Source organism: Streptomyces sp. 4N509B (assembly GCF_052245655.1).
Lineage (GTDB): Bacteria > Actinomycetota > Actinomycetes > Streptomycetales > Streptomycetaceae > Streptomyces.
Map to the genome: position 1 here is coordinate 267,863 of NZ_JBQQBZ010000001.1, position 25,027 is coordinate 292,889.

Here is a 25,027-nt window from a genome sequence, read left to right on the forward strand (position 1 = left end):
GCCGCACACCACCCGCCGCCGCGACGCCGGGCAGGGGGGTGAAGCGGACGGGACGCGGGCGGCTCGCTGGTCAGCTTCCGGCGTCAGCGGTCGTCCTCGTCGGTGTGGACGTTGGTGCGTTTCGGCGTCACCCGTCCGACGGCACGCAGGCTGTGCCAGATCGGGCGCCCGGCGACGTCAGACGAGCGCGCCCAGGATCAGCGGGGCGTCGCGGCGGCGGGTGGCGATGAGGACGCGCTCGCCGCCGTCGTGGCACTCGATGACGACGCCCCGGTACTGGTAGGCCCGCGTCCAGGCGTCGGGGTCCTCGGGCAGGAGCGGGCGGACGTCGAGCACGGTGAGGGTGGACGACAGGGACCTGCGGTCGAGGTCGCCCGTGGGGTCGGGTGTCGTCGCGGGGCAGCCGTCGCCCACGACCAGGTACGCGTGGCCTTCCACGCTGTACGGCACGTCTCCGCGCACGAACGCCCGCAGGCACCGCTTCCTCGTGGGACGCACCGGCACGATGCCCGAGGTGTCGGCGGCGGCCCGCCGCCAGCGTCGCCGCAGCCACCACGCGACCAGGAACCCGAGGCCCACGGCCGGGAGTGCCGCGAGCGCCGTGGTGACGAGCACGCCCGCGAGGCCGCCCGGGGCCGCCATGCACGCGACGAAGCCGACGCAGGCCAGGACGGCGGCGGCCGTGAGGACCACGGCGGGCGGCCAGGGGACCGGGTCCACCCTGGAGCGACGGTGGCGCCGGAAGCGGTACCACCAGGTGGTCCACAGCAGGGCGAACCCCGGCGGCATGAGGAGGAGGCCGTCGGCCATCGGCAGCCGCCAGTCGTTGGCGGGTGAGGCGTGTGTCTCCTGCGTGACGCCGACGCCGTCGAGGCTCACGGTGCGGATCTCGCCGCGCCAGTACGTCAGCGTCACGGTGTCGCCGGGGCGCGCCGCGTCGAACACGGGCCGCGGGTGCCGGTCGTCCATGCGGACCCGCCGCACGTCGTCCGCGCCCTGCTCCGTGCCCTGCTCCGTGCCCTGCTCCGTGCCGGGGCCCGCGCCCCGCTCAGTGCCGCGCCCCGCGGGCCGCTCCCCTCCCCGTTCCCTGACGTGGAGATAGATCTGCTGCCCCTGGCCGCGCGCTTCGCTCTCCGTCCTCACGACCGTGGCCGGCACCATCGTCGTACACGCGTCGGACGGCGTCCCGCCCGCCGGGCACACGGGCGCGTCGGTGTACTCGCGGCCGTGGTCCACCTTGGCCGCCACGAGGGCGAACAGCGCGACGGAGAGCAGCACCATGAGCAGGCCGACACCGGCCGCCGTGACCATCCGCCAGGAGGGTGGCGTCGCGCGTGTCCGCTCCGCCGTCGTCTCCACCGCCATGCCATCGTCCCCCTAGATGGTCGCCACCCGTCGGCCACGATGCGTCGCACACATTCTCCCCACGCGCCTCTCGACTTGGCCACACCGCGCCTCACCCGCCCGGCCGTGTCGGCGTGCCGGCGGCGGCTCGGCGGGGCAGGGTGGAGGACGTGACGGTGCTCGTCGGAACGTCGGGGTGGCAGTACAGGGACTGGCGGGGGGTGCTCTACCAGGGCGACGAGCCACAGCGGCGGTGGCTCACGGAGTACGCGCGCCACTTCGCGACGGTGGAGAACAACAACGCCTTCTACCGCCTGCCGGAGACCGACACCTTCGCCGCCTGGCGCGAACAGCTCCCCGACGACTTCGTCATGGCCGTGAAGGCCAGCCGCTACCTCACGCACATGAAGCGGCTGCACGACCCGGAGGAGCCCGTGCACCGGCTGATGGACCGGGCCGACGGGCTGCGGGACCGGCTGGGGCCGGTCCTGCTGCAACTCCCCGCCAACCACCGCGCCGACCCCGACGCGCTCGACGCCTGCCTGCGCTGCTTCCCCTCCTCCGTCCGCGTGGCGGTCGAGCTGCGGCACGCCTCCTGGTGGGAGGAGGCGGAGCACGAGACGCGCGGGGTGCTGGAACGGCGCGACGCCGCGCTGTGCTGGGCTGACCGCGGCTCACGCCCGGTCACGCCGCTGTGGCGCACGGCCGACTGGGGCTACGTCCGCTTCCACGGCGGCCGGGCACGGCCCGAGCCCCGCTACGGCCGCCAGGCGCTGCGCACCTGGGCCGAACGCGTCGCCGACACCTGGCCGGAGGAGAAGGCCGAGGTGTTCGCGTACTTCAACAACGACACGGGCGGCGCGGCCGTCGAGGACGCGGTCACCTTCGCCCGCGCGGCGGACGCCTTGGGTCGCACGGTCAGCCGCACGCCGCGACGGTGATCGGGGCCCGGCGAAGCCGCGTTCGGAACGGTCAGGGGGCGGGGAAGCGGTCGGTGACGACGCGCCGGGGCTGTCGGACCCCGGCCGGGGCGCCCGGGTCGCCCCTGTCCCTCGCCTCCCTCCCACGCCGCCGCAGCCCCCACGCGAACAGGCCACCCAGGCCCACGGCCGGCGGCGTCGCGACGGCCGCGACCAGGAGCACGGCCGTGAGGTCGGGGGCGATCACGCACGCCACGGCGCCGACACCCGCCACCACGGCGACCGCGACGACGACCACGGTGAGCACGGCGACCGGCCAGGAGACGACGCGGCGCGCGGCGGCGTGCCGCTGCCGCTGCCGCTGCCACCAGACGGACCACAGCAGGCAGAGACCGAGGGGCGCGAGGAGAAGACCGAGGGCCAGGGGCATCCGCCAGTCGTTCGCCGGGGAGGCGTGGGTCTCCTGGCGGAGGTCGCCGAAGCTCACCGCGCGGATCTCGCCGCGCCAGTACGTCAACGTCACCGCGTCGCCCGGCCGGGCGGTCTCGTACACCCGGTCCCCGCCCTGCCCGTCCATGGGGAGGCGCCGGACGGCCTCGGCGCCGTCCTCGGCGACGTCCTCGGCGACGAGGAGCACCTGGATCTGGCTCCGCCCGCTGGGCTCGGTGTCGGTGCCGACGACGGTCCCCGCGACCGCCGTCGTGCACGCGTCGGAGCGCGGCGCGCCGGGCGGGCAGGCGGGCGCGGCCTCGTACGCGCGGCTCTCCCGCACCTGACCGACGCCGAGCAGGAGCATCGCGGCGGCGACCAGCACCAGGACCGACCCGACGCCGACGGGCATCACCGTCCTCCACCCGCGAGGCCGCCCAGGGCCACGCCCCCTCCGTGACCGCCGCCCCCCTGCCCTCTCCGACACTCCCGACACCCCCGAAACCCCTCCCCCGTACGGAGCCTTCACCTTCTCACCTCCCGTGCGCGCACCAGAGGGGCGGACGGAGTATGGGGCGTGACGGCGTGACGGCGTGACGGCGGTCGCCGCAGCCGTCGTGGCGGCGGGGTGGGGGTGGCGGCACCGCCATGACCGTTGGCGTTCGCCCAGATACCGAAAACAGGACAGTTAGGGTAGCCTTCCCTAAGTTTGCCTGGGATTCGGGACACGCGGGCGGAGGCGTGGGTGACGTGAGGGGTGTCCTGTGGGGTGCCATGGTGCGGCAGCGGCGGGACCTGGCCGTCGGTGCCGTGCTCGCCGCCGGGCACCAGGGCGGTGAGGTGCTGGTCCCGGTGCTCATCGGCGTCGTCATCGACCGCGCCGTCGCCGGCGGCGACGCGGGCGGCATGGTGCGGTGGCTCGCCGTCCTCGCCCTCGTCTACGTGGCGCTCTCCCTCAGCTTCCGCTACGGCGCCCGCGCCGGCGAGCGCGCGGCGGAACAGGCCGCCCACGAGCTGCGCCTGACGGTCGTCGCCCGCGTCCTCCACCCCGGCGGCGGCGCCGAACGCGGCCGGCTCCCCGGCGCGTTGACCAACGTCGCCACCGAGGACGCGCGGCGCGTCGGCGCCGTGGCCATGGCGCTGACCCTCTGCCTGGGGTCGCTGGCTGGCCTGCTGGCCGGGGCCGTGGTGCTGCTGCGGATCTCGCTGCCGCTCGGCCTGCTGGTGCTGCTCGGCACCCCCGTGCTGCTGTGGCTGGGGCACCTGCTGAGCAGGCCGCTGGAGCGCCGCAGCGCCACCGAGCAGGAGCTCGCCGCCCACGCCTCGGGCGTCGCGGCCGACCTGGTGGCCGGGCTGCGAGTGTTGAAGGGCGTCGGCGCCGTGCCGGCGGCCGTGTCGCGCTACCGCCGCACCAGCCGCGCCGCGCTCTCCGCCACGCTGCGCGCGGCGCGCGCCGAGGCGTGGCAGAACGGCGTGACGACGGGTCTCACCGGGCTGTTCATCGCCGTCGTGGCGCTCGTCGGCGGTCGGCTCGCGCTCGACGGCGACGTCAGCCTCGGCGAGTTGGTGTCCGCGGTCGGGCTCGCGCTCTTCCTGCTGGGCCCGTTGGAGACCCTCGCCTGGGGCAACGCCGAGCTGGCGCAGGGCCGCGCGTCGGCCGCCCGCATCGCGGAGGTGCTGGCGGCGCCGCCCGCCGTGGGGGACGGGCCGGAGGCGACAGGCAACGGACCGGCGGCGACGGAGGAGGCTGCGGGCGCCCCCCGGCTGCGGCTGCGCGGCGTGGACGGCGACGGGCTGCGCGGCCTCGACCTGACCGTCGAGCCCGGCGAGCTCCTCGGCGTCGCCGTCACGGACCCGGCGCACGCCGCCGCGCTGCTGCGCCACCTCGCCCGCGAGGCCGAGCCGGACGCCGGCGCCATCGAGCTCGACGGCACCCCCGCCCGCGCGCTGACGCCCACCGCGTACCGCGCGTCGGTGCTGGTCGCCGCCCACGACGCGGACCTCTTCGCCGGCACCGTCACGGAGAACATCGCCGCCGCGGCCAGCACGCCCGAGGCCGTCGAGCGGGCGATGACCGCGGCCGGCGTCGCCGAGATGGTCAGGGCGCTGCCCGCCGGGGCCGACACCCCCGTCGGCGAACGCGGCCGTTCCCTCTCCGGCGGGCAGCGCCAACGCGTCGCCCTCGCCCGTGCCCTGGCCGCCGACCCACCCGTCCTCGTGCTGCACGACCCGACCACGGCCGTGGACGCCGTCACCGAGGCCCGTATCGCGGCCCGGCTGCGGGACGCCCGCCGCGGTCGCACCACCGTCCTGGTCACCACCTCGCCCGCGCTGCTCGCGGTCGCGGAGCGCGTCGTGCTCGTCGCCGACGGCCGCGCCCTCGACGCCGCCCCGCACGCCGAGCTCGTCGAACGTCACGCCAGCTACCGGGAGGCGGTCCTGTCATGAGCCACGTGTCCGCCACCACCGGCCACGACCTGCTGCCCGTCGCCTCGGGGGCGCGCGTGCGGCGGGCGGTCCGCGAACTGCTCGCCGGCCGGCGGTGGCTGGCGCTCGCGGCGTTCGGCACGCTGGCGGCGGCCACGGCCGTCGGGCTGCTGATCCAGCCGCTGCTGGGCCGCGTCGTCGACGTCGTCGCCGACGGCGCGGGCGGGGGCGACGGCGGCACGGCGGACGCCGGGGACCTGACCACGCCCGTGGCGCTGCTGGCCTGCGTCGCCGTCGCCCAGGCGCTGACCACCGCCGTCGGCCTCACCCTCGTCTCCCGACTCGGCGAGACGCTCCTGGCGGGCCTGCGCGAACGCTTCGTCGAACGCGCCCTGCGGCTGCCGCTGCGCCGCCTCGAACGCGCCGGCGCCGGCGACCTCACCTCCCGCGTCACCGGCGACGTCGTCGTGGTCGCGCAGGCCGTGCGGGGGGCCCTGCCCGAGCTGGCGCGCTCCCTGCTGGCGATCGTCCTGACGTTCGCCGCGCTCGCGGTGCTCGACTGGCGGTTCCTGCTCGCCGCGCTGCTGGCCGTGCCGTTCCAGGTCCACACCGCCCGCTGGTACCTGCGCCGCGCCGTGCCGCTCTACGCCGAGCAGCGCGTCACCACCGGCACCCAGCAGCAGCAGCTCCTCGACACGCTCAACGGCTCCGCCACGGTCCGCGCGTTCCGCCTCGAACGCGACCACCGCGAGCGTGTCGCCGCGCGCTCACGCTCCTACGTCGACGTCACCATGCGCGGCGTGCGGCTGGTGGTGCGCTTCTACTGCCGGCTGCACCTGGCCGAGTACGTGGGGCTCGCGGCCGTGCTGTTCGCCGGCTTCCTGCTGGTGCGCGAGGGCACCGTGAGCATCGGCACGGCGACGGCCGCGGCGCTGTACTTCCACAGCCTGTTCACGCCGGTCAACGCGGCGCTGGCGCTGCTGGACGACGCGCAGAAGGCCCGCGCGGGCCTGGCCCGGCTCGTCGGCGTCGCCGACATGCCGCCGCCTGAGGCCACGGCCTCCTCCGCCCGCGCGACGGGGCCCGTCAACGGGTCCGGGACCGGGTCCGGGACCGGCTCCGAGGCGGGCGAGGACAGCGGTGAGCACGGCGGTGCGGACAGCGGTGCGGACAGCCAGGAGGCCGGCGCTGCGGACGGCGCCCAGGTCAGCGTGGGCGGAACCGGTGCCGTGACCGTCACCGGTCTCAGCTACGCCTACGAGCCCGACGCCCCACCCGTCCTCCACGGCGTCGACCTCGCCCTCCTCCCCAAGGAACGGGTCGCCCTCGTCGGCGCCAGCGGCGCCGGCAAGACCACCCTCGCCAAGCTGATCTCCGGCATCCACACGCCCGACGCCGGCACCGTCGAGGTCGACGGCGCCGTCGCGCTGGTCACCCAGGAGGTGCACGTCTTCGCCGGCCCCCTCGTCGAGGACCTGCGGCTGGCCAGGCCCGACGCCGGCGAGGAGCGGCTGCGCGACGCCCTGGCCCGCGTCGACGCGCTGGCGTGGGCGGAGGCGCTGCCCGAAGGGCTGGACACCGTCGTCGGCGAGGGCGGCCACCGCCTGACCCCCACCCAGGCGCAGCAGCTCGCCCTCGCCCGCCTCGTGCTGGCCGACCCGCCGGTCGCCGTGCTCGACGAGGCGACGGCCGAGGCCGGCAGCACCGGCGCCCGGGTGCTGGAACGCGCCGCCGACCGGGCGCTGGAGGGCCGCACCGCGCTGATCGTCGCCCACCGCCTCACCCAGGCCCGCACCGCCGACCGGATCCTCGTCATGGACGGCGGCCGGGTCGTGGAGAGCGGCACCCACGACGAACTGACCGCCGCGGGCGGGGCGTACGCCGCCCTGTGGCGCACCTGGTCCCGCACCCGCGCACCGAGCGGCCCCATCGCGACCCGAGCACCGAGCCCCACCGCAAGCCCCGCAGGAACAGACAAGGAACCCAGCTGATGCTCCGTCACCGTCCCGCCCCCCGCTCGCGCGCCCGCGCCCGCGCCCGCTCCCGCGTGACCACCGCGGCCACCGTCGCGGTCTCGGCCGCGCTCCTCCTGGGAACCGTCGCCGGCTGCGGCAGACCCGACGACGGCGACTCCGACGGCGGGCAGGGCGCCGCCGGCGGCGGCAACGGCGGCGGCTCGACGTCCGTGGAGCCCGACGCGTTCCCCGTGACCATCGAGCACCGCTACGGCAGCACCACCATCGACGAGGAGCCCCAGCGGATCGTCACCGTCGGCCTCACCGACCAGGACGCGGTGCTGGCCCTCGGCAAGGTCCCCGTCGGCGTGACGGACTGGCTCGGCATGCACGACGGGGCCATCGGCCCGTGGGCGGAGGAGGCGCTCGGCGACGCCGAGCGGCCGACGCTGCTGACGGACACCGGCACCGGTCCGCAGCTGGAGGAGATCACCCTCCTCAACCCGGACCTGATCATCGCCCTCTACGACGACCTCACGCGGGAGGAGTACGACAACCTCAGCGAGATCGCCGACGTCGTCGCCGCGCCCGAGGAGTTCGACGCCTGGGCCATCCCGTGGCAGGACCAGACCCGCATCGTCGGCCAGGCCCTCGGCCGCAGCGAGGAGGCCGAGCAGCTGGTGACGGAGGTCGAGGAGGACTTCGCCGCGGTCCGTGCCGAGCACCCGGAGTTCGAGGAGTCCACGGCCGTCGTCGCCACCCCCTACGAGGGCTTCTTCGTCTACGGCAGCCGCGACCCCCGCTCCCGCCTCCTGACCGACCTCGGCTTCTCCCTGCCCGAGGAGCTGGACGCGGCGATCGGTGACGACTTCGGCGCGAGCATCAGCCGGGAGCGGACCGACCTGCTCGACCAGTCCGCCGCGCTGTGGATCGTCGCCGACCCGGAGGCCGACGCGGAGGCGCTGCACGACGACGGCATCTACGGCGACCTCGCCGTGGTCTCCGAGGGCCGCGAGGTCTTCGTCGACGAGACCTCGGGCTACGGTGCCGCGTTCTCGTTCGGCACGGTGCTGGCGCTGCCGTACGTGGTGGACCGTCTCGTGCCGCAGCTCGACACCGCCATCGACGGCGACCCGTCGACGGTCGTGGCGCCGCCCGCGGAGTAGCCGCGACAGCCCGCGCTCAGCGCGAGCGCAGGTCCGCCAGGAGCTGTTCGAACGGCACCACCTCGTCCACCGGCGCCCCGTGCGCCTCCACACCGTCCGCCGCCGGCTTCGAGCCGTTGGCGGCGGGGGAGGCGTGCGGGGCGCGCGTCGTGGCGGGCGTCGGCGTCGTGGCGGGCATCGGCGTCGTGGCGCGCGTCGGCGTCGTGGCGCGCGGGGAGCGACGCAGCTGCGCCGCGAACTCGGCGCCGGCCCGTTCGATCCTGGCGGGCAGCCCGCCGCCGTAGGTGTCGGCGCCCGTGCCCCAGTCGTCGGTGGCGGCGTAGACCCCGGTGGGCGCCACCTGCGCCCTGAGGTGGGAGAAGAGCGGGCGCATCGCGTGGTCGATGACCAGCGAGTGGCGCGGCGTGCCGCCGGTCGCGCCGAGCAGCACGGGCATGCCGGTCAACGCGTCGGGGTCGACGAGGTCGAAGAAGGACTTGAACAGCCCGCTGTAGGAGGCGGCGAAGACGGGCGTCACGACGACGAGGCCGTCGGCCCCGGTCACCTCGTCCAGCGCCTCGCGCAGCGCGGGCCCGGGGAAGCCGCTCACCAGGTGCTTGGCGATGTCCACGGCGAGGTCGCGCAGCTCGACGACCCGGACTCGCGCCGGCGCCGACGCCGGCGCCCGCTCGTCGGCGGGCGCCGGCGTCTCGTCCGCCGTGGCCAGCGCGCGGGTGGTGGCCTGGGTGAGGCGGTCGGCGAGCAGCCGCGTCGAGGACGGCTTGCCCAGCCCGGCGCTCACGGCCACGAGCGTCGGCCCGACGTTCTGCTCCGGCAGCTTCCCCACGGTCGTCACGGTGATCAAACCCCCACGGGTTTCGTAGTGGTGTCGCTCGGGTCGGTCGTCTCGCTGGTCACGGTCGTGCCGTCCGTCGTGCCGCTGGCCTCCGTCGTGCCGTCCGTCGCGCCGCGCGCGGCGGTGACGGCCGGGTGGAGCGGCGCGTCGGCCACGCCCGGGGCCCGCCTGGCCTCGAACTCCCTGCGCAGCACCGGCACGACCTCCTCACCCAGGATGTCCAACTGCTCCAGCACGGTCTTCAGCGGCAGTCCCGCGTGGTCCATCAGGAAGAGCTGTCGCTGATAGTCGCCGAAGGTCTCCCGGAAGGCCAGGGTCTTCTCGATGATCTGCTGTGGGCTCCCCACGGCGAGCGGCGTCTGGTCCATGAACTCCTCCAGCGAGGGACCGTGCCCGTACACCGGCGCGTTGTCGAAGTACGGCCGGAACTCGCGGATCGCGTCCTGGGAGTTGCGCCGCATGAACAGCTGCCCGCCGAGGCCGACGACGGCCTGTTCCGGGGTGCCGTGCCCGTAGTGGGCGAAGCGGGTGCGGTAGAGCTCGATGAGCCGCTGGAAGTGGCTGTTGGGCCAGAAGATGTTGTTGGCGAAGAAGCCGTCGCCGTAGTACGCGGCCTGCTCGGCGATCTCCGGGGAACGGATGGAGCCGTGCCACACGAACGGCGGGACGCCGTCGAGCGGGCGGGGCGTCGAGGTGAAGCCCTGGAGCGGCGTGCGGAACCTGCCCTCCCAGTCCACGACGTCGTCGCGCCACAGGCGGTGGAGCAGCGCGTAGTTCTCGATGGCGAGCGGGATGCCCTGGCGGATGTCCTGGCCGAACCAGGGGTAGACCGGTCCGGTGTTGCCGCGCCCCATCATCAGGTCCACCCGGCCGTCGGCCAGGTGCTGGAGCATGGCGTAGTCCTCGGCGATCTTCACCGGGTCGTTGGTGGTGATGAGGGTGGTGGCCGTGGAGAGGACCAGGCGCTTCGTCCTGGCGGCGACGTAGCCGAGCATGGTGGTCGGCGAGGAGGGGACGAACGGCGGGTTGTGGTGCTCGCCGGTGGCGAAGACGTCGAGGCCCACCTCCTCCGCCTTCAGGGCGATGGTCATCAGCGCCCTGATGCGCTCGTTCTCCGTCGGTGTGCGTCCTGTGGTGGGATCCGTCGTCACGTCGCCGACGGAGAAGATCCCGAACTGCATCGGTCCCATCGGGCACCTCTCACTCGTCGCGGTTGATGGTTGAACATTGAACTACTCGCGCGAACGCCCACCCCGCCGCCCTTATTCCCTCGCGATTCCCTCGCGCTCACTCCCTCGCGTCCCATCGGACCCCGGGTTCCCCGCCCGGCCGCCGGCACGCCGGCCCGCCTGCCCGCCTAGCCGCCCGTCCGCCTAGCCGCGTGGCCGCAGTCGCGCGTTCGGCAGCTCGGGCGCCGGCAGGGTCCCGGTCCGCCCCCACGCCTCGGGGAACGGGCCGAAGCGCCGTTCTCCCCCCGCCTCCTCCGCCTCCCCCTGCCCAGCACGTTGCGACTGCCACCACTCCCGGTAGGTGGCGATCTCCTCGTGGTCACGGCCGACGAAGTTCCACCACATCACGATCCGCTCCTCCAGCGGCGCACCGCCCAGCAGCAGCACCCGCGCCGCCTCCGCCCCCTCCTCGGCACGCAGCGTGATCCGGTCCGCACCCAGCGGCTGGTACACCAGCTCCCCGGGGCCGGCCACCACCCCGGCGACCGTCACGCGACCGGTGTCCACCAGCACCCCGTGCTCGAAGCCCCGCTCCACGGGGAACTCCACCGCCCGCCCCGCGGGGACCGTGACCTCCGCCCCGAGCAGCGGGCTGAACGTTCGCACCGGCGACGACTCCCCCGCGAGGCTCCCAAGGAAGAGCAGCACCCGCACCCCGTCCCCGTCGACACGCGACGGCGGCACGTAGTGCTCGAACGCCGGGGCCCTGAAACGGTGCGCGTCCGGCAGCGCCAGCCACAGCTGGGCGCCGTGCAGCACCGAGGTGTCGGGCGTGGAGAACTCCGAGTGCGCGATCCCCCGGCCCGCCGTCATGACGTTCAGCTCGCCGGGCCGCACCAGCGCGTGGGCGCCGGTCGTGTCGCGGTGCTCCACCTCGCCCCTGAACAGCCACGACACGGTCTGGAGACCGGTGTGCGGATGGCCGGGCACCCGCATCCCGCCGGTCGCGGACACGTCGTCCGGGCCGTAGTGGTCGGCGAAGCACCAGGCGCCGATCAACGAGCGCGCCCGCTGCGGCAACGTCCGCCGCACCGGCATCGCCCGCGGTCCACCGAGCGGGACGGCGCGCGGCGTGATCAGCTCCCCGGTCGGCGCCGGTCCCGGCGGGACGCGGTGGCCGGGCTCGTTGACGCAGGCCACCTCGGGCGGCGCGGTCTCCAGGTTGCTCACGCGAGGTGCCCCTTCCCGTTCCCCGGTCCCACGACCGACGACTACCCGTGCCGTGCCGTGCCAGCGTAACGCCGGACGGTGGCCGGCGCCCACCGCCGGTAGCACGTTCCAGCAGGTCAGACGGCCACCCGAGGCGGCCAGCCCCGCGACGGACCGGCGTGGCCCACCGGACTGTCAGTGGCCGGTGGCAGACTCCGTCAGCATGGACGACACCAGGGAAGCGGTACGGCTGCGAGACGTCGTGGAGTCCGACCTGGAGGTGTTCCTCGCGCAGGAGCACGACCCCGAGGCGGTGCGACGGTCGAGGTTCCGCCCCCGGGAGCGGGACGCCTTCATGGCCCACTGGCGGACGCGGATCCTCCCCGACCCCACGGTTCTCGTGCAGGCCGTCACGGTCGACGGGGAGACGGCGGGCAGCGTCGTGACGTGGTGGGCGGAGGAGGACCGCCGCTTCCTCGGGTACTGGCTCGGCCGCGCGTACTGGGGCCGCGGCATCGCCACCCGGGCCCTCACCCTCTTCCTGACCCGCGAGACCACCCGCCCCCTGTACGCCGACCCGTACACCGGGAACACCGCCTCGGTCCGCCTGCTGGAGAAGGTCGGCTTCCGCCGCGACGGCACCGTCTGGCACGACGAGGACGAACACGTCCTGCTGGTGCTCGACGACGACCGACCCGCGGCCCAGGTTCAGGACCGTCGCTGACGGGAGCGGCGCGGCACGAGGGCGGCGCTCACGCCCCCTCGGGACGGCGCCCTTCCAGCGCGGCCCGAACGGTCTCCCGCAGCCGGGCCGCACGCGCGTCATCGAACGGCTCCAGCGCGCGCAGCGCCTCCCGCCAGTGCTCCCGCGCCGCCTCCTCGCCCTCCCGTTCCTCCGAGGCCAGCAGCGCACGGGCGAGCCCGTCGAGCGCCAACGCCAGCTGCCACCGGTCGCCGAGCTCCCGTTGAGCCCTGGCCGCCGTCCGGTGGAAGTCGGCCGCCTCCTCGAAGCGCCCCATCGCCCGATACGTCTCGCCCACCCCCTGCCAGGCCCGCGCCTCCCGGGATCGGTCCCCCAGCCGGCGGTGGATCACCGCCGATCGCTGGTACGACACCAGGGCCTCGTCCGTCAGGCCGTTGGCGCGCTGCGCCGCCCCGAGATCCAGCAGCCAGTAGCCCTCGGCGACCGTGCTGCTCGCGATCGCGAGGGCGTTCTCGATCGTCCGCTGCGCCTCCCCGGCGTCGCCGCGCTCCCGCTGGACGGCGCTGAGGATCCGCAGCGGGTTTCCCCGCGGCTCGCCACCCGTCGCCGCGTGGCGCTCCACGGCCTCACGGACCCGCGACTCGGCCCGGTCGAGGTCGCCCTGCTCGTAGTGGACGGTGGCGAGGTTCTCCAGGGGAGTGATCACGCGCTCCGATCCCAGTTCCTCGAGCAGCGTCAGTGCCTGACCGAACATCTCCGTCGCCGCGTCGAAGCCGCGCTGCCGTGTGAGGACCAGCCCGAGGCCGTTGAGAGTCAGCGCCTCCCTCAACCGATCGCCCAACTCCCGACGGATCACCAGGCACGCCTCGAAGTGCTCCGCCGCCTCGTCGAGCCGGTGAGAACGGAGGTGGGCCAGGCCGAGGCTGTCCAGCAGCTCCGCCTCCCCGCCCCGGTCGCCCTCGCGACGGGCAGCGCGCAGCCCGATCTCTCCCATCGCCAGCCAGTCGTCGAAGGGGTTGAAGCGCATCAGCATCGCGCGCAGCACCGCTGGGAGCTGCCACGCCAGCCGGTCCCACCCGGCCTCCTCCGCCGCCCGCACGGCGGCCAGCAGGGCGGGCCGCTCCTCCTGGTACCACCGGGCGGCCTCGTCGCGGTTCTCGAACGACAACGGCGTGACGCCCTCGACAGGATCGTCCAGGGGGATCCGGGGAACCTGAGCGTTGATCCGCTCCTGCGCGGCGCGAGCGGTGTGCAGGTACCACTCCAGAACACGACGCAGAGCCGCCGCACGTTCCTCCCGCGTCATCTCCTGCTGCGCCTGATCGCCGGCGTACGCCCGCAGCAGGTCGTGGAACTCGTGCCGTTCCGGTCCTGTCTGGTCCAGCAGGTGCGCCCCCTCCAGCACGTCGAGCAGGTGGCGGGCGCGCTGGAGGGAGACACCCGCGAGGGCGGCCGCCGCACCCGTGTGGAACGCCGGCCCCGGGTGCAGCCCCAGGGCACGGAACAGCTCCGCCGCCTCCTGCGGCAGGGCCCGGTAGGACCACGCGAAGACAGTGGCCATCGCATCGGCTTCCTCGTCGTCGTCGGCGCTGAGGGCCGACCACAGCGCCGACTCGTCCCGCAGGGCGGCGATCAGGTCCTCCAGCCGCATGTGAGGGTGGCTCGCGGCCCGTTCGGCCGCGATCCGCAGCGCCAGCGGGAGCCGCGCGCACAGCCGGGCCAGCTCCTCCAACCTCTCCTGGTCGTCGTGTGCCCGGTATCCGGCGGTGACCACCCGCAGCAGCGCGACGGCCTCGGGCTCCGCCAACGTGCCCAGCGTGATGCGTCGCGCGCCGTCCCGCACGACCAGCCCCGACAGGCGGCTCCTGCTGGTGACGACCACCAGGCTGCCGACCGAGCCGGGCAGCAGCGGCCGCACCTGCGACGCGCTGTTCGCGTTGTCGAGCACCACCAGCATGCGCCGGTCGGCCAGGTAGGACCGGTAGAGCGCCGCACGCGCGTCGCGGTCCGCGGGGATGGCCTGGCTCGGGACGTGCAACGCGGACAGGAACTGGTACAACGCCTCGTCCGCGGTGACGGGCCTCCCCGGGTCGTAGCCGCGCAGGTTCACGTACAGCTGCCCGTCGGGAAACCGCTCCCTCACCTGGTGCGCCCAGCGAACGGCCAGCGACGTCTTCCCGACCCCGGCCGTCCCCGCTATCACACAGACCGACACCACCAGCGATCTGCCGTCCTCGGTGGTCAGGACGGCGTCGAGCTCGGCCAACTCCTCCTCACGGTTGACGAACCCCCTCACGTTCGCCGGCAGCTGCTGCGGTTTCGGCCGGGAATCAGGGGCCGAACCTCCCTGGTGGAAGTGAATGTTCCCTCTGATGTCCCGGGCCTGCACCACGTCCCCAGCGGTGCCCGACAGATCCGACCGCGAATCTCCGTGGCCCGTTGGCTCGTCACGCTCGCTGATCGCTCTACTCCTCGGGGATATCCTTCTTGGCCGACCGCAGAATCGCTCCCGGAATGATCACCAAGCGCTCGTCGGCAGCCAACCGCACATCGGCCGGCAGCCGGTGGGCATACGAATCCGTCCGGTCCCTTCCAATCACGGCGATGTCACCGTTGCTCAACTCCCAGAGGTCCGGACAGTCGTCGTCGTCATTGGTGAGCCCTAACTCGCTCGGCGATTTTCCTAAGCGACGCGCGAACTCGGCCGTGAGATCCGCGTCCCACGAGCTCCTCATCTTCTTCATCCCACTCTCTTCCTCGACTCCGCTCCACTAACCAGCCGGGGGTGGCGGCGGCAGATGAGCGACCTCCCGGTCGAAGAACGTCAGGAGGTCCTCCCCTGCCTCATACAACTCCCGCCACAGCTGGCGATAGCGCTCGACCAGCCCGGGGTCGGTGTATCGGATCGCACCGTCGGCGACGCCCTGTTCGTCGTAGCGGATCTCGTAGAGCGTGTCGCCACCGAGATTGATCAACTCCGGCAGAGGCCCACCGTGCTCCAGATCCCGAAGCTTCTCCGGACCCACGACCCGGATCTGGTCCCCACTCTCGACCCGCACGCGGAAGGCGTTCAGCTCCCACTGCACGTAGGGAGCGATCGGCAGCTCGACGACGCGGACGCGCCGGGAGTCGATGCGCCGGCGACGCTTGTCCTCCGTGAGGGCGGCCAGTTCGGCCCGGCGCCGTTCGTAGAGCCGCAGGGCTTCGCTCCAGTCGCCACGCACGAACGCTTCCCAACTGGGCACACCGGACTCACGAAAATGCTGCCTACGCTCCAGCTTCCACATGCCCTGTCCGTCGAGGGCCTGGAATCGCTGTCGGAAATCCCTTTTGTAGTCCGATTGCCCAAGCCGCTCGCCCGTGGAAGCGGCCAGCCCGAGCCTGTCGATACTAATCATCTGAAATGCCCCCTGGGCAGAGCATGGAAGATCGTCGAGGGGCATAACGATGTGGGAGGAGACTTCGCGTCGCAGCACGAAGTCCCGAGTCAACCATGGCCGCACAGTGCGGCCCCTGAGGGAACTCTGCCGATAAGCCGGCGTCCCGTAACCGCCGCACGTGCCCCTCCCCACACAGGAGTGTCACCGAACGTGACCTGCCGGATCCAGTCTACGGTTGACGTTGACGGGGCATCAATGTCCGCGCACCACATGCGAGATGTATTCGAGACAGCGGCGCGGGCACGCGCATCCGTCCCGTGCACGGGCTCACTCAGCGGGCCCCGTCCGCCGGGAGGCGCCGGTCCGGCCGCACCGCCCCTGGTTCCTCCCCCACCGCGGGAGGGCCCCGGTCGCATCCCCGGCCGTCCCGGGCGCAGGCCGTCCCGGCCGGGACGTTCTACCCTCGACGTCATGTGCCGGTACGCCACGGGCCCGAACAGCCACTACGTCTGCCTGCCCTGCCGGTCGGCGTTCAAGCGGTCGCCGCGGCCCGAGCGGGAGCATCCGTGCCCGCGCTGTGGGCGGCCGATGACCGACGCCGGGTTCGACCTGGCGATGCCGCGTCGGCGCGACGACGCGGGCTGGCGGACGCTGGCCGCCGTCCTGCGGTCCGGGCTCACGTTCCACTCCTGCGGCTGCGAGGGCCCCGGCTTCCGCCCCCGCTCCTGGGCCGAGGTGCGCGAACGGCAGCTGGCGGCGGAACAGCTCGGGGTGCCTGAGCGGGAGGCGTTGGCCAGGTGGGACCCGTGGCGGGAGGAACGCGAGCCGGGGGCGGCGGCGCGTCCCGGGCGGCCGACGGGGAGGCGCGGGTCGTAGCGGAGGGTGGCCCGACGCGGCGGGGGCGCGGAGGAAAGCGGGATGAAAGCGCCTTTCGCGAGGCTTCGGCATGGATCGGTGTGCCGTCGGAGCACGCACAGGAGCGAGTAGGCGAGAACGACCATGTCCAGCGACTACCAGCAGCCACAACACCCCCCGCCGCCCTACCAGCACCCGGGCCCGTACCCGGGCCACGGCCCACAGCCGTACCCGTATCCGGGCCCGCCGCAGCACGGTGCCCAGCAGCCCGGCATGGCGCCCCCTGCGGCCTACCCGGCGCCCGGCCACCCCGCGCCGCCACGGCCGGGGCACGGACACCCGGGCGGTCCCGGGCGCGGCAGGGGCAGGGGAGCCGCGATCGCGATCGTCGCCGTGGTCGCCGTGGCCGCGATCGGCGTGGCGGGTTTCCTGGTGTTCGGTGGCGGCGGGGGCGACGACGACCCGTTGGGCGGGGTGACGCTGGCGCGGAACGACTCGCTCGACCTGTCACGCGTCACCTTCCCCGACGCCCGCGCGCTCGGCTACGACGAGGGCCCGGAAGCGGCGTGCGCGGGCGTCGCCGAGGTCATGCTGGCGCGCGGCTACGAGTTCGAGAGCGCCGAGAACGACGACGGCGGCATCGACTGCTGGTACTCCACGCCCGCCGCGGCCTCGTTCGAGGAGGGCACGACCTACCTGCGCGCCAACGTCTTCATGGCGTCGGGCACGCAGGCCCAGGACGTCTACGCCAGCATGACCTCCGCAATCGCCTCCCACCAGGACGTGACCGAGGAGGAGAGGGCCGAGCGGGAGGAGATGGGCGTCGAGGAGATGAGGTGGTCGCCGCTGTACGAGTTCCCGGTCGGCGAGGAGGGGTGGATCGTCCACAACGAGAACGCCACCCGGGGCGACGGCACCTCCGCGTTCCGGAAGGGCGACACCACCTTCTACGTGACGGCCTTCGGCTGGACCGAGAAGGGTGACCAGGACGAGGCCCTCCCCGAGCAGGTCACGCTGCGGGAGATCACGGACATCGTGACGGCGCTCGGCGGCGGCGAGGCGGGCGATCCGCAGATCGGCGAGTCGGCGGCGCAGGAGTATCCGGGCGGGCTGCCGGACCTCGGCGAGCCGCTGCCGCCCGCCGAGGGCACGGGCGAGGAGCGCTGCGCCGGTCTGACGGCGCTGACGACCGAGGAGATGGTCCTCGCGCCGCAGGCGGAGGTCACCGACGTCACCGCCGGCATCACGTCGCTGGAGTGCGCCTACGAGCCGGACGAGAGCATCTACGCGATGGACAACGTGGCGATGCGTCACGTGCGGGTGTCCGTCGAGGACTACGCCATGTCGGAGGCGGACTACGCCTCGGGCGCGCTCGGGCGGCACCTGCGGTACCTCATGGAGGAGAGCTACACCGAGGAGGAGGGCGCGAGCCCGCTGTACGCGCTGCCGGCCGGCATCTCGGGTTACGTGGTCACCCGCGAGGACGAGTACGGCAGCAGCTTCCTCGACGCCGGCTACGTCGTGGGCACCAGCTACGTCAACGTCACCATCAGCGGCTCCTTCTCGGGAGAGGGCTTCGACACCCGGGCGCTGACGGAGGAGGAGCTGATCGAGGACCTGACGACGGTCCTCACCTCCATGAACGGCTAGACCGCCGCCCCATCGCCGGCCCCGGAGCCGGAACCGGAGCCGGCTCCGCCGTCGCCGTCGTCGCCCGCGTGGCGGCGACGGCGGGCGGCGGACCTGGCGCGGTCGAGCGCGGCGCGGCCACGGTCGGAGGACGCGACCTGCCGTCCGATCCGCCCCGCCTGCTGGCCCAGTTGCCGGCCCACCTGCTGCCCGGCCTGCCCCACGCGCTGCCCCGCCTGCTGGCTGGCCTGCCACGCGGCCCGGCCGCCGTCGGCCGTGACGCGGGCGGCGGCGCGCAGCAGGCCACCGCCGGTGACGGCGGTGCCGGCGAGGCGGTCGGCCAGCGACCGGCCGCGTCCGCCCGCCGCCGGCAGCGCGTTGGCCCAGAAGAGGGCGACGGCGACGGCCCAGCACAGCACGGAGAGCAGGAACTGCCCGTCGACCAGCAGGCAGCAGGCGACGGAGAAGGTGGCCACGTCCGCGACGGTCGTCACGGCGGCGCGCAGGGCCGCACGACGGCGCGGGACGCGCCCGCCCTGCGTCGCCCCGTCGGGTTCGGGGACGACCCGCAGGTCCGCCAGGGCCTTCCCGAGGGTGCGCCCGCCGAAGGCGACGCAGAGGAAGTGGTAGAGGAAGGCGAACGCGATCAGCGCGGCGAACGCCTGCTGCACGGCGAGCACGATCGAGCCCCACACCGAGACGCCGAGGCTCTCGGCGGCCTCCAGCACGTCGCCCCGCGAGGTGAGGAGCTGCCAGACGCCGCGCTCGCTGAGGGCGGGGACGTCGGTCACCAGGCCGGCGATGCGGTGGTAGGTGAGGAAGCCGAGGCCGACGGCGGCCGCCACGACGACCGAGAAGTCGACCAGCCAGGCGAGGAGGCGGCGACTCGCCGCCGGCCTGTCGGGACGTCCTCCCGTCGGCCCTTCCGGATCGCCGTTCGGCAAGTCTCCCGGCCCGCCGCCCGGCCCGCCGCCCGGCCGCCGTTCCGCCGGTTCCCAGCCCGCCGTGCCGCCCGTCGTCGCCGTCACCGTACCGCCCCCTTCGAACGCGTGTGGGGACAGAGCGTAGCGCCCGACACGCCCCGGAGGAGTAGCGTCCGATGCCATGCGTGCGATCACTGTTGCGAAGCCCGGCGGACCAGAAGTGCTGGAGTGGACCGAGGTGCCGGAGCCGGAGCCCGCGCCCGGCGAGGTGCTCATCGAGGTCGTGGCGGCCGGCGTGAACCGGGCGGACCTGTTGCAACGACAGGGCTTCTACGACCCGCCACCCGGGGCCTCGCCCTATCCGGGCCTGGAGTGTTCCGGCCGCGTCGCCGCCCTCGGGCAGGGCGTCGCCGACTGGGCGGTGGGCGACGAGGTGTGCGCGCTGCTCGCGGGCGGCGGCTACGCGGAGCGGGTGGTCGTCCCGGCCGGGCAGGTGCTGCCGCTTCCCCTGCCGTCCAACGGCCGCGCGCCGAACGGCCGCGCGCCGAACGGCCCCGCGTCCGCCGACGGGTCGGGCGGCGTGATCGACCTCGTCGAGGCCGCCGCGCTGCCGGAGGTGACGTGCACGGTGTGGGCCAACGTCGTCCTCGCCGCCGGCCTGCGCCCCGGCGAGACGCTGCTGGTGCACGGCGGCGGCAGCGGCATCGGCACGATGGCGGTGCAGCTGGGCCGCGCCATCGGCGCCCGCGTCGCCGTCACGGCGGGCAGCGCGGCGAAGCTGGCGCGCTGCCGCGAGCTGGGCGCCGACATCCTCGTCAACTACCGCGAGCAGGACTTCGCCGAGGAGATCGTGCGCGCCACCGGGGGGCGCGGCGCCGACGTCATCCTCGACATCATGGGCGGCAGCTACCTCGGCCCCAACGTGAAGGCGTTGGCGACCGGTGGGCGGATCGCGGTGATCGGCCTCCAGGGTGGGGCGAAGGGGGAGTTGAACCTGCGGGAGCTGCTGTCGCGCCGCGGCAGCGTCTCGGCCTCCTCGCTGCGGGCGCGGCCGGTCGAGGAGAAGTCGGCCGTGGTCGCGGCGGTGCGCGAGCACGTGTGGCCGCTGCTGGCGGATGGGCGGGTGCGGCCCGTGGTGGACAGGCTGCTGCCGCTGTCGGAGGCGCGCGAGGCCCACCGGGTGATGGAGGCGGGCGAGCACACCGGGAAGATCCTCCTGACGCGCTGAGCCGAACGGCTCGCGCTGGCCGTGTTCTGCCGCGACCACGCCGCGTCCCGGATGCCGTTTTACTCCGCTTATGTGACGCTTGTTACGTACATCGTGGGGCGGACGGGGCTGGCGCGACGGGAGACCGGGGAAACGTGAGGGCGTGGGCGGGCATCTCAGTGACGATGGCGGCGACGATCGCCATGGTGGCGCCCACCACGGCGGGCGGGGAGGACGGGCGACACCGGCCACCACCTCCCGCCGCCCAGGCGGAGGTGGGCCAGCCGGACCCCCCGCCGGAGCGGGCGGGCCAGGAGGAGGGCCAGGGCGAGGAGGGGCGCGACCGCGCCTCCCGCGCCCTCGTGGCACCCGGCCCACCGACACGGGACCGGGACGCCGCCCTGGACCGGACGCCGGACCCCGGCACGGACCCGGGTGCGAGCCAGGGCCGGTCGGGCGCCGCCCCGGGCCCGAACCCGGACCGAGGAACGGACCCGGGCCCGGACTCCGCCGTCGAGCCGGACCTGGCCGCGGACGCGGCCCCCGACCCGGTCCACGACCCCGCGCCCGTCTCCGCCCGGCCCGGCGGACCGGTGGTGCCGGTGCTGCCTCTGGGCGTCGGACTGACCTGCCTGGGCCTCGGCATGGGCATCATCGGCCTGCGGATGCGCGACGAGTCCGCCTGGCGACGGCTCTGAACGGGCCGGACGACCACGTCGGCACAGGCGCGTAGACCTGCCATACGCGGATACGCGGTATACACGAGGCATGTCCATTCGCTTCGGCCTCCTCGCCCTCCTGAACGACGGGCCACGCCACGGCTCGCGCCTGCGCGCCGAGTTCGAGGCCCGCACGGGCGCCACCTGGCCGCTGAACGTCGGGCAGGTCTACACGACGCTCGGCCGCCTGGAGCGGGACGGCCTGATCGAGCCGGCCGGCGGCGGCGACGACCCACGGCAGCGGCTCTACGCCATCACCGAGGCGGGCCGCCGCACGCTGACCGCCTGGTTCGCCGCCCCCGTCGACCGCGGGCAGCCCGCCCGCGACGAGCTCGCGATCAAGCTGGCCATGGCCCTCGGCACGCCCGGCGTCGACACCGGCGCGCTGATCGCCGCGCAGCGCGAGCACACCCGTCGCGCGCTCAGGGAGTACGCCCGCATGCGGGCCCGCGCCGGGGCCGCGCCGCCGGAGTCGGCCGACGACGTGGCGTGGCTGCTCGTACTGGAGCGGCTCATCGCCGCCGCGGAGGCGGAGAGCCGCTGGCTGGAGCGTTGCGAGGAGCTGCTGGGGGACGCGTGAGGGAGGACACGCCCATCCGGTCACGGTGGTCAACAGTCCCGACACGTTGGGCGGTGATGATCGTGGATCCCATCTCCTACCAAAACACTGGGGAATGCGATGACCGCCACCAGCCCGCAGCCCACGCCACCGCCCACACCGCAGTCCACACCGCAGCCCAGTCGGATCCCGCAGGCCGCGCCACGCCCGCACCCTGATCCCGACGCGAAACCGCCGGCGCTGTCCTTCGAGGGCGTGACGCGACCGCCCACGCTCTCCGCCCCGTTCGACCTGACCGTGCGGCCCGGAGAGTTCGTCGCCCTCCTCGGCGCGCCGGGATCGGGCAAGTCCGCGCTGCTCACCCTCGCCGCCGGGCTGGGAGCGCCGGCCACGGGCCGCGTCCGCGTCGACGGCGCCGACCTCGCCACCCTCCCCCGCTCCGAACTGGCCCAGCTCTGGCTGAGCGGCGTCGCGCGCGCCCCGCAGGACGCCGGCTCCGCCCTCGACCCCTCCCTCACGGCCGTGGAGAACATCGCGCTGCCACTGGAGCTCTCCGGCGTCACCACCCGTGCCGCCCGACGACGGGCTGTGACCGTCCTGCTGGAGATGGAGCTGAGCGAGGTCATCGAGGCGCGGCCCGACGCCATGTCGCCCGCGCAGCGGCGCGCGGTGACCGTCGCGCGCGCCCTGGCCGGGGAGCGGCGCGTGCTGCTGGCCGACGAGCCGACCGCCGGCCTCGACGGCGAGCTCGCCGAGACGCTGCTGGCGCTGCTGCGGCTGCGCAGGCCGGCCGGGGCGGCCGTGCTGATGGCGACGAGCGACCCGCGCGACGCGGCCTGGGCGGACCGGGTGGTCGTCCTGTCCCCGCAGCAGGCGGACGAGCCGGGGCGCGACGCGACCCCGCCGGGCACCGTGACCGCCGACGCCCCCGGGCACCCCGCCGCCCCCGGGCACGGCCCGGAGACCGTCCGGATCGCGCCGGGGGACCCCGCACCGCGGTGAGCGGCCAGGCCCGTTGTGAACCGCGGCACGCATCGGATGCATCATGGAAACATGACGCATCCGAGGAACGAACCACCGCAGGACAGCCCACAGGTGCTGGTCGTGGGACCGGACGGGATGGCGCTGGGCACCGCCAGCCCTCGGGGAAACGGCGATGTCGGCGCCGACGGCGAGCACGAGGGCCGCTCGGAGACCCCGCTCACCGAGATGGTGGAGCAGCCCGCGAAGGTGATGCGGATCGGCAGCATGATCAAGCAGCTTCTGGAGGAGGTGAAGGCCGCGCCGCTGGACGAGGCGAGCCGGGCGCGGCTGAAGGAGATCCACGCCAGCTCGGTGAAGGAGCTGGAGGAGGGTCTGGCCCCCGAGCTGGTCGAGGAGCTGGACCGGCTCTCGCTGCCGTTCACGGACGAGACGGTGCCGTCGGACGCGGAGCTGCGGATCGCCCAGGCGCAGCTCGTCGGCTGGCTGGAGGGCCTCTTCCACGGCATCCAGACGGCGCTCTTCGCGCAGCAGATGGCGGCCCGCGCCCAGCTGGAGCAGATGCGCCGCGCCCTGCCCCCCGGCGTGCTCGGCGGCGAGGGCGACGAGGACGACCAGCACGGCCCGCGCTCCTCAGGCCCGTACCTCTGACCGCCTCCGCCACCGCCCCCGGCCCCGGCCCCGCCGGCCCGTCCACCGGCACGGCCCCACCGGCCCAGCCCTCGCTCCCGTTCCGCTGTCTCCGCCCCGACGGTCTTCCGCCGACGGGCCCGCCGGCGGCGCCTCCGGCCGTCCGCCCGCGGCCCGGAGGCCACCACAGAACCGCGGGGCAACGAGCGATGAACACTCGTTGAAGCCTCCCTCCCACGGGCGCTGACACGGCGCCACATTCCTTCTTCACACCTATGTTTGCGCCGTGGAGAGCTTCCCGTGGGAAATCATCCTCGCCGTCCTCGGCGTCGCCGTACCCGTGGTGGCCGCACTGTGGGAGTTCGTCTTCTTCGGCCTGAAGCGGCTCGGCTACCGCGTCCAGATGGACACCACCGCCACCGACGAGGCCCACCCGCCGGGAACCGACGGCTGGGAGCAGCTCTGGCCCGGCCTGCACGACCCGTCGCTCGTGCTGCTGCGCGTCGAGAACAACGGCCTGGGCAACATCGACTCCTCCGACTACCAGGTCCTCGACCACGACAAGGTCGGCCTGCGCGTCCGGTTCCCCGGCCGCCGGGTGCACCGGATGGTCGTGACGGAGCCGAGCGACGAGTCACTCCTCCCCAACTTCGGCCCCGACTCGGGCCTGAGCTACCGCGACGACCTGATCGAACTGCCCCGCGTGCCCCTCAACCGCGGGCAGCACTACAAGGTCCTCGCCGTCCTCCACGGCGACCCCGACACCGCCGAGCCGCCCCAACGGAACGGCGGCCACGCGCTCCGCGTCATCGGCGGCATCAAGGGCGGCGTCAGCCGGGGCCGCGTGCGGCGGACCACGAGCCGCAGCACCGACCTGTCGTGGCGCTCCGCGCTCCTGATCGGCTTCCTGATGCTGCTGGTCGTCGGCCAGTTCGTGGTCTGGCTCACCGAGGACCAGACCAGCCGCCGCGTCGACTGCGCCGCCGAGGGCAGCGCCCTCACCGTCGTCGGCTCCACGGCGTTCAGGCCGGTGCTCGACGACGCCGCGCGGGCGTACGAGCGGACCTGCCCGGGGACCCGGATCGAGCTCGCCCTGGCGGGCAGCCAGGAGGGCCTGGCCCTGCTGGACCGCGAACGCGACCAGCACATGCTCGCCTTCTCGGACGGGCCGAAGCCCGACAGCTACGCCATGCTCGTCTCGCGGCCCGTCGCGTTCTCCCTCTTCACGTTGGTCGTCAACCCGGCCGCCGAGGTCGCCGACCTGCGGCGGGAGGACATCCAGCGGGTCTACGGCGGCGAGGTCGGCGCCTGGCGGGAGGTCGGCGGCGCCGACACGCCCGTCGTGCTCGTCAGCCGCAGGTCGGGCTCGGGCACGCGGGCCGTCTTCGAGCAGCGGGTGCTCGGGGGCCCGCCGCTGACGTACAACTCCGACGACTGCCTCACCCGCATACCCGACCGGCCCGGCCAGGTGCTGGCCTGCGAGGTCTCCGACACCGACGCCGTGATCGACACGGTCGCCGACGTCGAAGGCGCCATCGGCTACGCGGAGGTCAGCGCCGCCCGCGCGGCGGCCGAGCGCGGCGAGGTCAGGCTGCTGGACATCGACGGGCAGGCGGCCACCCTGGAGGCCGCCGACGAGGGGCTCTACCCGTTCTGGGAGACGGAGTACGCCTACACCTACGACCGGCCGGCGGGCACCTCCCTCGCCCTGAGCTTCCTGCGCTACCTCACCCGCGAGGTGGGCCAGGACATCATCCGGGACTACGGCCACCAGCCGTGCGCGGAGCTGCGGGACGCGATGCGCTGCCAGCCCGTGCCGACGGAACCCGCCGAGGCGTCCGAGGCGTCCGAGGCGAGCGGCCGGACCGACCCGAACGACCCGGCCGACCCGGCCGACCCGAGCGACCCGAGCGACCCGGCGGACGAGGACACCGGGCGGGGCGAGGGGGCCACGACGTGACGGTGGCCCGGACCCCCTGGGGGCCGG

The 25,027-nt window shown here is 74.4% G+C and carries 22 protein-coding genes; 13 read left to right on the plus strand and 9 right to left on the minus strand.

Annotation, left to right across the window (positions count from 1 at the left end; genetic code table 11):
* Window positions 1-177 precede the first annotated feature (177 nt).
* Window positions 178-1,365 carry a hypothetical protein gene (locus tag ACTWP5_RS01165; protein WP_443218731.1) on the minus strand — a complete coding sequence of 396 codons (1,188 nt, stop codon included), beginning with the start codon at window positions 1,363-1,365 and terminating at the stop codon, window positions 178-180.
* Between the two features lie 149 nt (window positions 1,366-1,514).
* Here ACTWP5_RS01165 and ACTWP5_RS01170 point away from each other — a divergent pair, with 149 nt between their 5' ends.
* Window positions 1,515-2,285: a DUF72 domain-containing protein gene (locus tag ACTWP5_RS01170; RefSeq protein WP_443218732.1), complete on the plus strand. Its 771-nt coding sequence runs from the start codon at window positions 1,515-1,517 to the stop codon at window positions 2,283-2,285.
* A gap of 31 nt (window positions 2,286-2,316) precedes the next feature.
* On the opposite strand, the gene ACTWP5_RS01175 is transcribed toward ACTWP5_RS01170, so the two are convergent.
* Complete coding sequence (locus tag ACTWP5_RS01175) at window positions 2,317-3,105, minus strand: hypothetical protein (RefSeq protein ID WP_443218733.1); 789 nt, start codon at window positions 3,103-3,105, stop codon at window positions 2,317-2,319.
* Between the two features lie 362 nt (window positions 3,106-3,467).
* Between ACTWP5_RS01175 and ACTWP5_RS01180 the strand changes: the two genes are divergently transcribed.
* From ACTWP5_RS01180 to ACTWP5_RS01190, 3 genes are read left to right on the plus strand one after another with little or no spacing between them, the layout of a single operon-like run.
* Complete coding sequence (locus ACTWP5_RS01180) at window positions 3,468-5,141, plus strand: ABC transporter ATP-binding protein (RefSeq protein ID WP_443218921.1); 1,674 nt, start codon at window positions 3,468-3,470, stop codon at window positions 5,139-5,141.
* Window positions 5,138-7,111, plus strand: coding sequence for an ABC transporter ATP-binding protein (locus ACTWP5_RS01185; RefSeq protein WP_443218734.1), 1,974 nt, complete (start codon window positions 5,138-5,140; stop codon window positions 7,109-7,111). Before ACTWP5_RS01180 ends, ACTWP5_RS01185 begins: the two co-directional genes overlap by 4 nt.
* Complete coding sequence (locus ACTWP5_RS01190; protein WP_443218735.1) at window positions 7,111-8,241, plus strand: iron-siderophore ABC transporter substrate-binding protein; 1,131 nt, start codon at window positions 7,111-7,113, stop codon at window positions 8,239-8,241. Before ACTWP5_RS01185 ends, ACTWP5_RS01190 begins: the two co-directional genes overlap by 1 nt.
* 16 nt (window positions 8,242-8,257) lie before the next feature.
* Here the strand turns inward: ACTWP5_RS01190 and ACTWP5_RS01195 are convergent, their stop codons facing one another.
* From ACTWP5_RS01195 to ACTWP5_RS01205, 3 genes are all read right to left on the minus strand, one after another.
* Window positions 8,258-9,067 (minus strand): FMN reductase, encoded by an 810-nt coding sequence (locus ACTWP5_RS01195; RefSeq protein ID WP_443218736.1) that lies wholly within the window; start codon window positions 9,065-9,067, stop codon window positions 8,258-8,260.
* A gap of 14 nt (window positions 9,068-9,081) precedes the next feature.
* Window positions 9,082-10,257 carry an LLM class flavin-dependent oxidoreductase gene (locus ACTWP5_RS01200; protein ID WP_443218922.1) on the minus strand — a complete coding sequence of 392 codons (1,176 nt, stop codon included), beginning with the start codon at window positions 10,255-10,257 and terminating at the stop codon, window positions 9,082-9,084.
* Window positions 10,258-10,449: 192 nt separating this feature from the next.
* The gene (locus ACTWP5_RS01205) at window positions 10,450-11,475 is read right to left on the minus strand and encodes a pirin family protein (RefSeq protein WP_443218737.1); all 1,026 of its coding nucleotides are present in this window, start codon (window positions 11,473-11,475) and stop codon (window positions 10,450-10,452) included.
* 202 nt (window positions 11,476-11,677) lie between these two features.
* Here ACTWP5_RS01205 and ACTWP5_RS01210 point away from each other — a divergent pair, with 202 nt between their 5' ends.
* Window positions 11,678-12,178 (plus strand): GNAT family N-acetyltransferase, encoded by a 501-nt coding sequence (locus tag ACTWP5_RS01210; protein WP_443218738.1) that lies wholly within the window; start codon window positions 11,678-11,680, stop codon window positions 12,176-12,178.
* Window positions 12,179-12,206: 28 nt separating this feature from the next.
* Here ACTWP5_RS01210 and ACTWP5_RS01215 read toward each other — a convergent pair whose 3' ends face one another.
* The 3 genes from ACTWP5_RS01215 to ACTWP5_RS01225 all read right to left on the minus strand — a co-directional run bounded on the left by ACTWP5_RS01215 (window position 12,207) and on the right by ACTWP5_RS01225 (window position 15,555).
* A complete protein-coding gene (locus tag ACTWP5_RS01215) occupies window positions 12,207-14,453 on the minus strand; it encodes an ATP-binding protein (RefSeq protein ID WP_443218739.1) in 2,247 nt (748 codons plus the stop codon).
* 169 nt (window positions 14,454-14,622) lie between these two features.
* The gene (locus ACTWP5_RS01220) at window positions 14,623-14,892 is read right to left on the minus strand and encodes a hypothetical protein (RefSeq protein ID WP_443218923.1); all 270 of its coding nucleotides are present in this window, start codon (window positions 14,890-14,892) and stop codon (window positions 14,623-14,625) included.
* Between the two features lie 36 nt (window positions 14,893-14,928).
* Complete coding sequence (locus tag ACTWP5_RS01225) at window positions 14,929-15,555, minus strand: DUF6879 family protein (RefSeq protein ID WP_443218740.1); 627 nt, start codon at window positions 15,553-15,555, stop codon at window positions 14,929-14,931.
* A 453-nt stretch (window positions 15,556-16,008) separates the two neighbouring features.
* On the opposite strand from ACTWP5_RS01225, the gene ACTWP5_RS01230 reads away from it, so the two are divergent.
* Together ACTWP5_RS01230 and ACTWP5_RS01235 are read left to right on the plus strand one after the other, a co-directional pair.
* Entirely contained in the window at window positions 16,009-16,413 is a 405-nt protein-coding gene (locus ACTWP5_RS01230) for a hypothetical protein (protein ID WP_443218741.1), read from the plus strand.
* A gap of 123 nt (window positions 16,414-16,536) precedes the next feature.
* Window positions 16,537-18,042 carry a hypothetical protein gene (locus ACTWP5_RS01235; RefSeq protein ID WP_443218742.1) on the plus strand — a complete coding sequence of 502 codons (1,506 nt, stop codon included), beginning with the start codon at window positions 16,537-16,539 and terminating at the stop codon, window positions 18,040-18,042.
* Here the strand turns inward: ACTWP5_RS01235 and ACTWP5_RS01240 are convergent.
* A complete protein-coding gene (locus ACTWP5_RS01240; protein ID WP_443218743.1) occupies window positions 18,039-19,049 on the minus strand; it encodes an RDD family protein in 1,011 nt (336 codons plus the stop codon). The two genes, ACTWP5_RS01235 and ACTWP5_RS01240, sit on opposite strands and share 4 nt — an antisense overlap.
* Before the next feature lie 76 nt (window positions 19,050-19,125).
* On the opposite strand from ACTWP5_RS01240, the gene ACTWP5_RS01245 reads away from it, so the two are divergent.
* From ACTWP5_RS01245 to ACTWP5_RS01270, 6 genes are all read left to right on the plus strand, one after another.
* Window positions 19,126-20,172, plus strand: coding sequence for an NAD(P)H-quinone oxidoreductase (locus ACTWP5_RS01245; RefSeq protein ID WP_443218744.1), 1,047 nt, complete (start codon window positions 19,126-19,128; stop codon window positions 20,170-20,172).
* A gap of 164 nt (window positions 20,173-20,336) precedes the next feature.
* Window positions 20,337-20,849, plus strand: coding sequence for a hypothetical protein (locus ACTWP5_RS01250; protein WP_443218745.1), 513 nt, complete (start codon window positions 20,337-20,339; stop codon window positions 20,847-20,849).
* A gap of 70 nt (window positions 20,850-20,919) precedes the next feature.
* The gene (locus tag ACTWP5_RS01255) at window positions 20,920-21,450 is read left to right on the plus strand and encodes a PadR family transcriptional regulator (protein ID WP_443218746.1); all 531 of its coding nucleotides are present in this window, start codon (window positions 20,920-20,922) and stop codon (window positions 21,448-21,450) included.
* A gap of 99 nt (window positions 21,451-21,549) precedes the next feature.
* A complete protein-coding gene (locus tag ACTWP5_RS01260) occupies window positions 21,550-22,431 on the plus strand; it encodes an ABC transporter ATP-binding protein (RefSeq protein WP_443218747.1) in 882 nt (293 codons plus the stop codon).
* A 51-nt stretch (window positions 22,432-22,482) separates the two neighbouring features.
* A complete protein-coding gene (locus ACTWP5_RS01265; RefSeq protein WP_443218748.1) occupies window positions 22,483-23,061 on the plus strand; it encodes a bacterial proteasome activator family protein in 579 nt (192 codons plus the stop codon).
* A 265-nt stretch (window positions 23,062-23,326) separates the two neighbouring features.
* Window positions 23,327-25,000 carry a substrate-binding domain-containing protein gene (locus ACTWP5_RS01270; RefSeq protein WP_443218749.1) on the plus strand — a complete coding sequence of 558 codons (1,674 nt, stop codon included), beginning with the start codon at window positions 23,327-23,329 and terminating at the stop codon, window positions 24,998-25,000.
* Window positions 25,001-25,027 lie beyond the last annotated feature (27 nt).

Bases quoted from the DNA above. Each gene is read 5' to 3' on its own strand.
- ACTWP5_RS01165 (WP_443218731.1), bottom strand. From the start codon at position 1,365: ATGGCGGTGGAGACGACGGCGGAGCGGACACGCGCGACGCCACCCTCC.
- ACTWP5_RS01175 (WP_443218733.1), bottom strand. From the start codon at position 3,105: ATGCCCGTCGGCGTCGGGTCGGTCCTGGTGCTGGTCGCCGCCGCGATG.
- ACTWP5_RS01180 (WP_443218921.1), top strand. From the start codon at position 3,468: ATGGTGCGGCAGCGGCGGGACCTGGCCGTCGGTGCCGTGCTCGCCGCC.
- ACTWP5_RS01185 (WP_443218734.1), top strand. From the start codon at position 5,138: ATGAGCCACGTGTCCGCCACCACCGGCCACGACCTGCTGCCCGTCGCC.
- ACTWP5_RS01190 (WP_443218735.1), top strand. From the start codon at position 7,111: ATGCTCCGTCACCGTCCCGCCCCCCGCTCGCGCGCCCGCGCCCGCGCC.
- ACTWP5_RS01200 (WP_443218922.1), bottom strand. From the start codon at position 10,257: ATGCAGTTCGGGATCTTCTCCGTCGGCGACGTGACGACGGATCCCACC.
- ACTWP5_RS01210 (WP_443218738.1), top strand. From the start codon at position 11,678: ATGGACGACACCAGGGAAGCGGTACGGCTGCGAGACGTCGTGGAGTCC.
- ACTWP5_RS01220 (WP_443218923.1), bottom strand. From the start codon at position 14,892: ATGAGGAGCTCGTGGGACGCGGATCTCACGGCCGAGTTCGCGCGTCGC.
- ACTWP5_RS01225 (WP_443218740.1), bottom strand. From the start codon at position 15,555: ATGATTAGTATCGACAGGCTCGGGCTGGCCGCTTCCACGGGCGAGCGG.
- ACTWP5_RS01230 (WP_443218741.1), top strand. From the start codon at position 16,009: ATGTGCCGGTACGCCACGGGCCCGAACAGCCACTACGTCTGCCTGCCC.
- ACTWP5_RS01235 (WP_443218742.1), top strand. From the start codon at position 16,537: ATGTCCAGCGACTACCAGCAGCCACAACACCCCCCGCCGCCCTACCAG.
- ACTWP5_RS01245 (WP_443218744.1), top strand. From the start codon at position 19,126: ATGCGTGCGATCACTGTTGCGAAGCCCGGCGGACCAGAAGTGCTGGAG.
- ACTWP5_RS01250 (WP_443218745.1), top strand. From the start codon at position 20,337: ATGGCGGCGACGATCGCCATGGTGGCGCCCACCACGGCGGGCGGGGAG.
- ACTWP5_RS01255 (WP_443218746.1), top strand. From the start codon at position 20,920: ATGTCCATTCGCTTCGGCCTCCTCGCCCTCCTGAACGACGGGCCACGC.
- ACTWP5_RS01260 (WP_443218747.1), top strand. From the start codon at position 21,550: ATGACCGCCACCAGCCCGCAGCCCACGCCACCGCCCACACCGCAGTCC.
- ACTWP5_RS01265 (WP_443218748.1), top strand. From the start codon at position 22,483: ATGACGCATCCGAGGAACGAACCACCGCAGGACAGCCCACAGGTGCTG.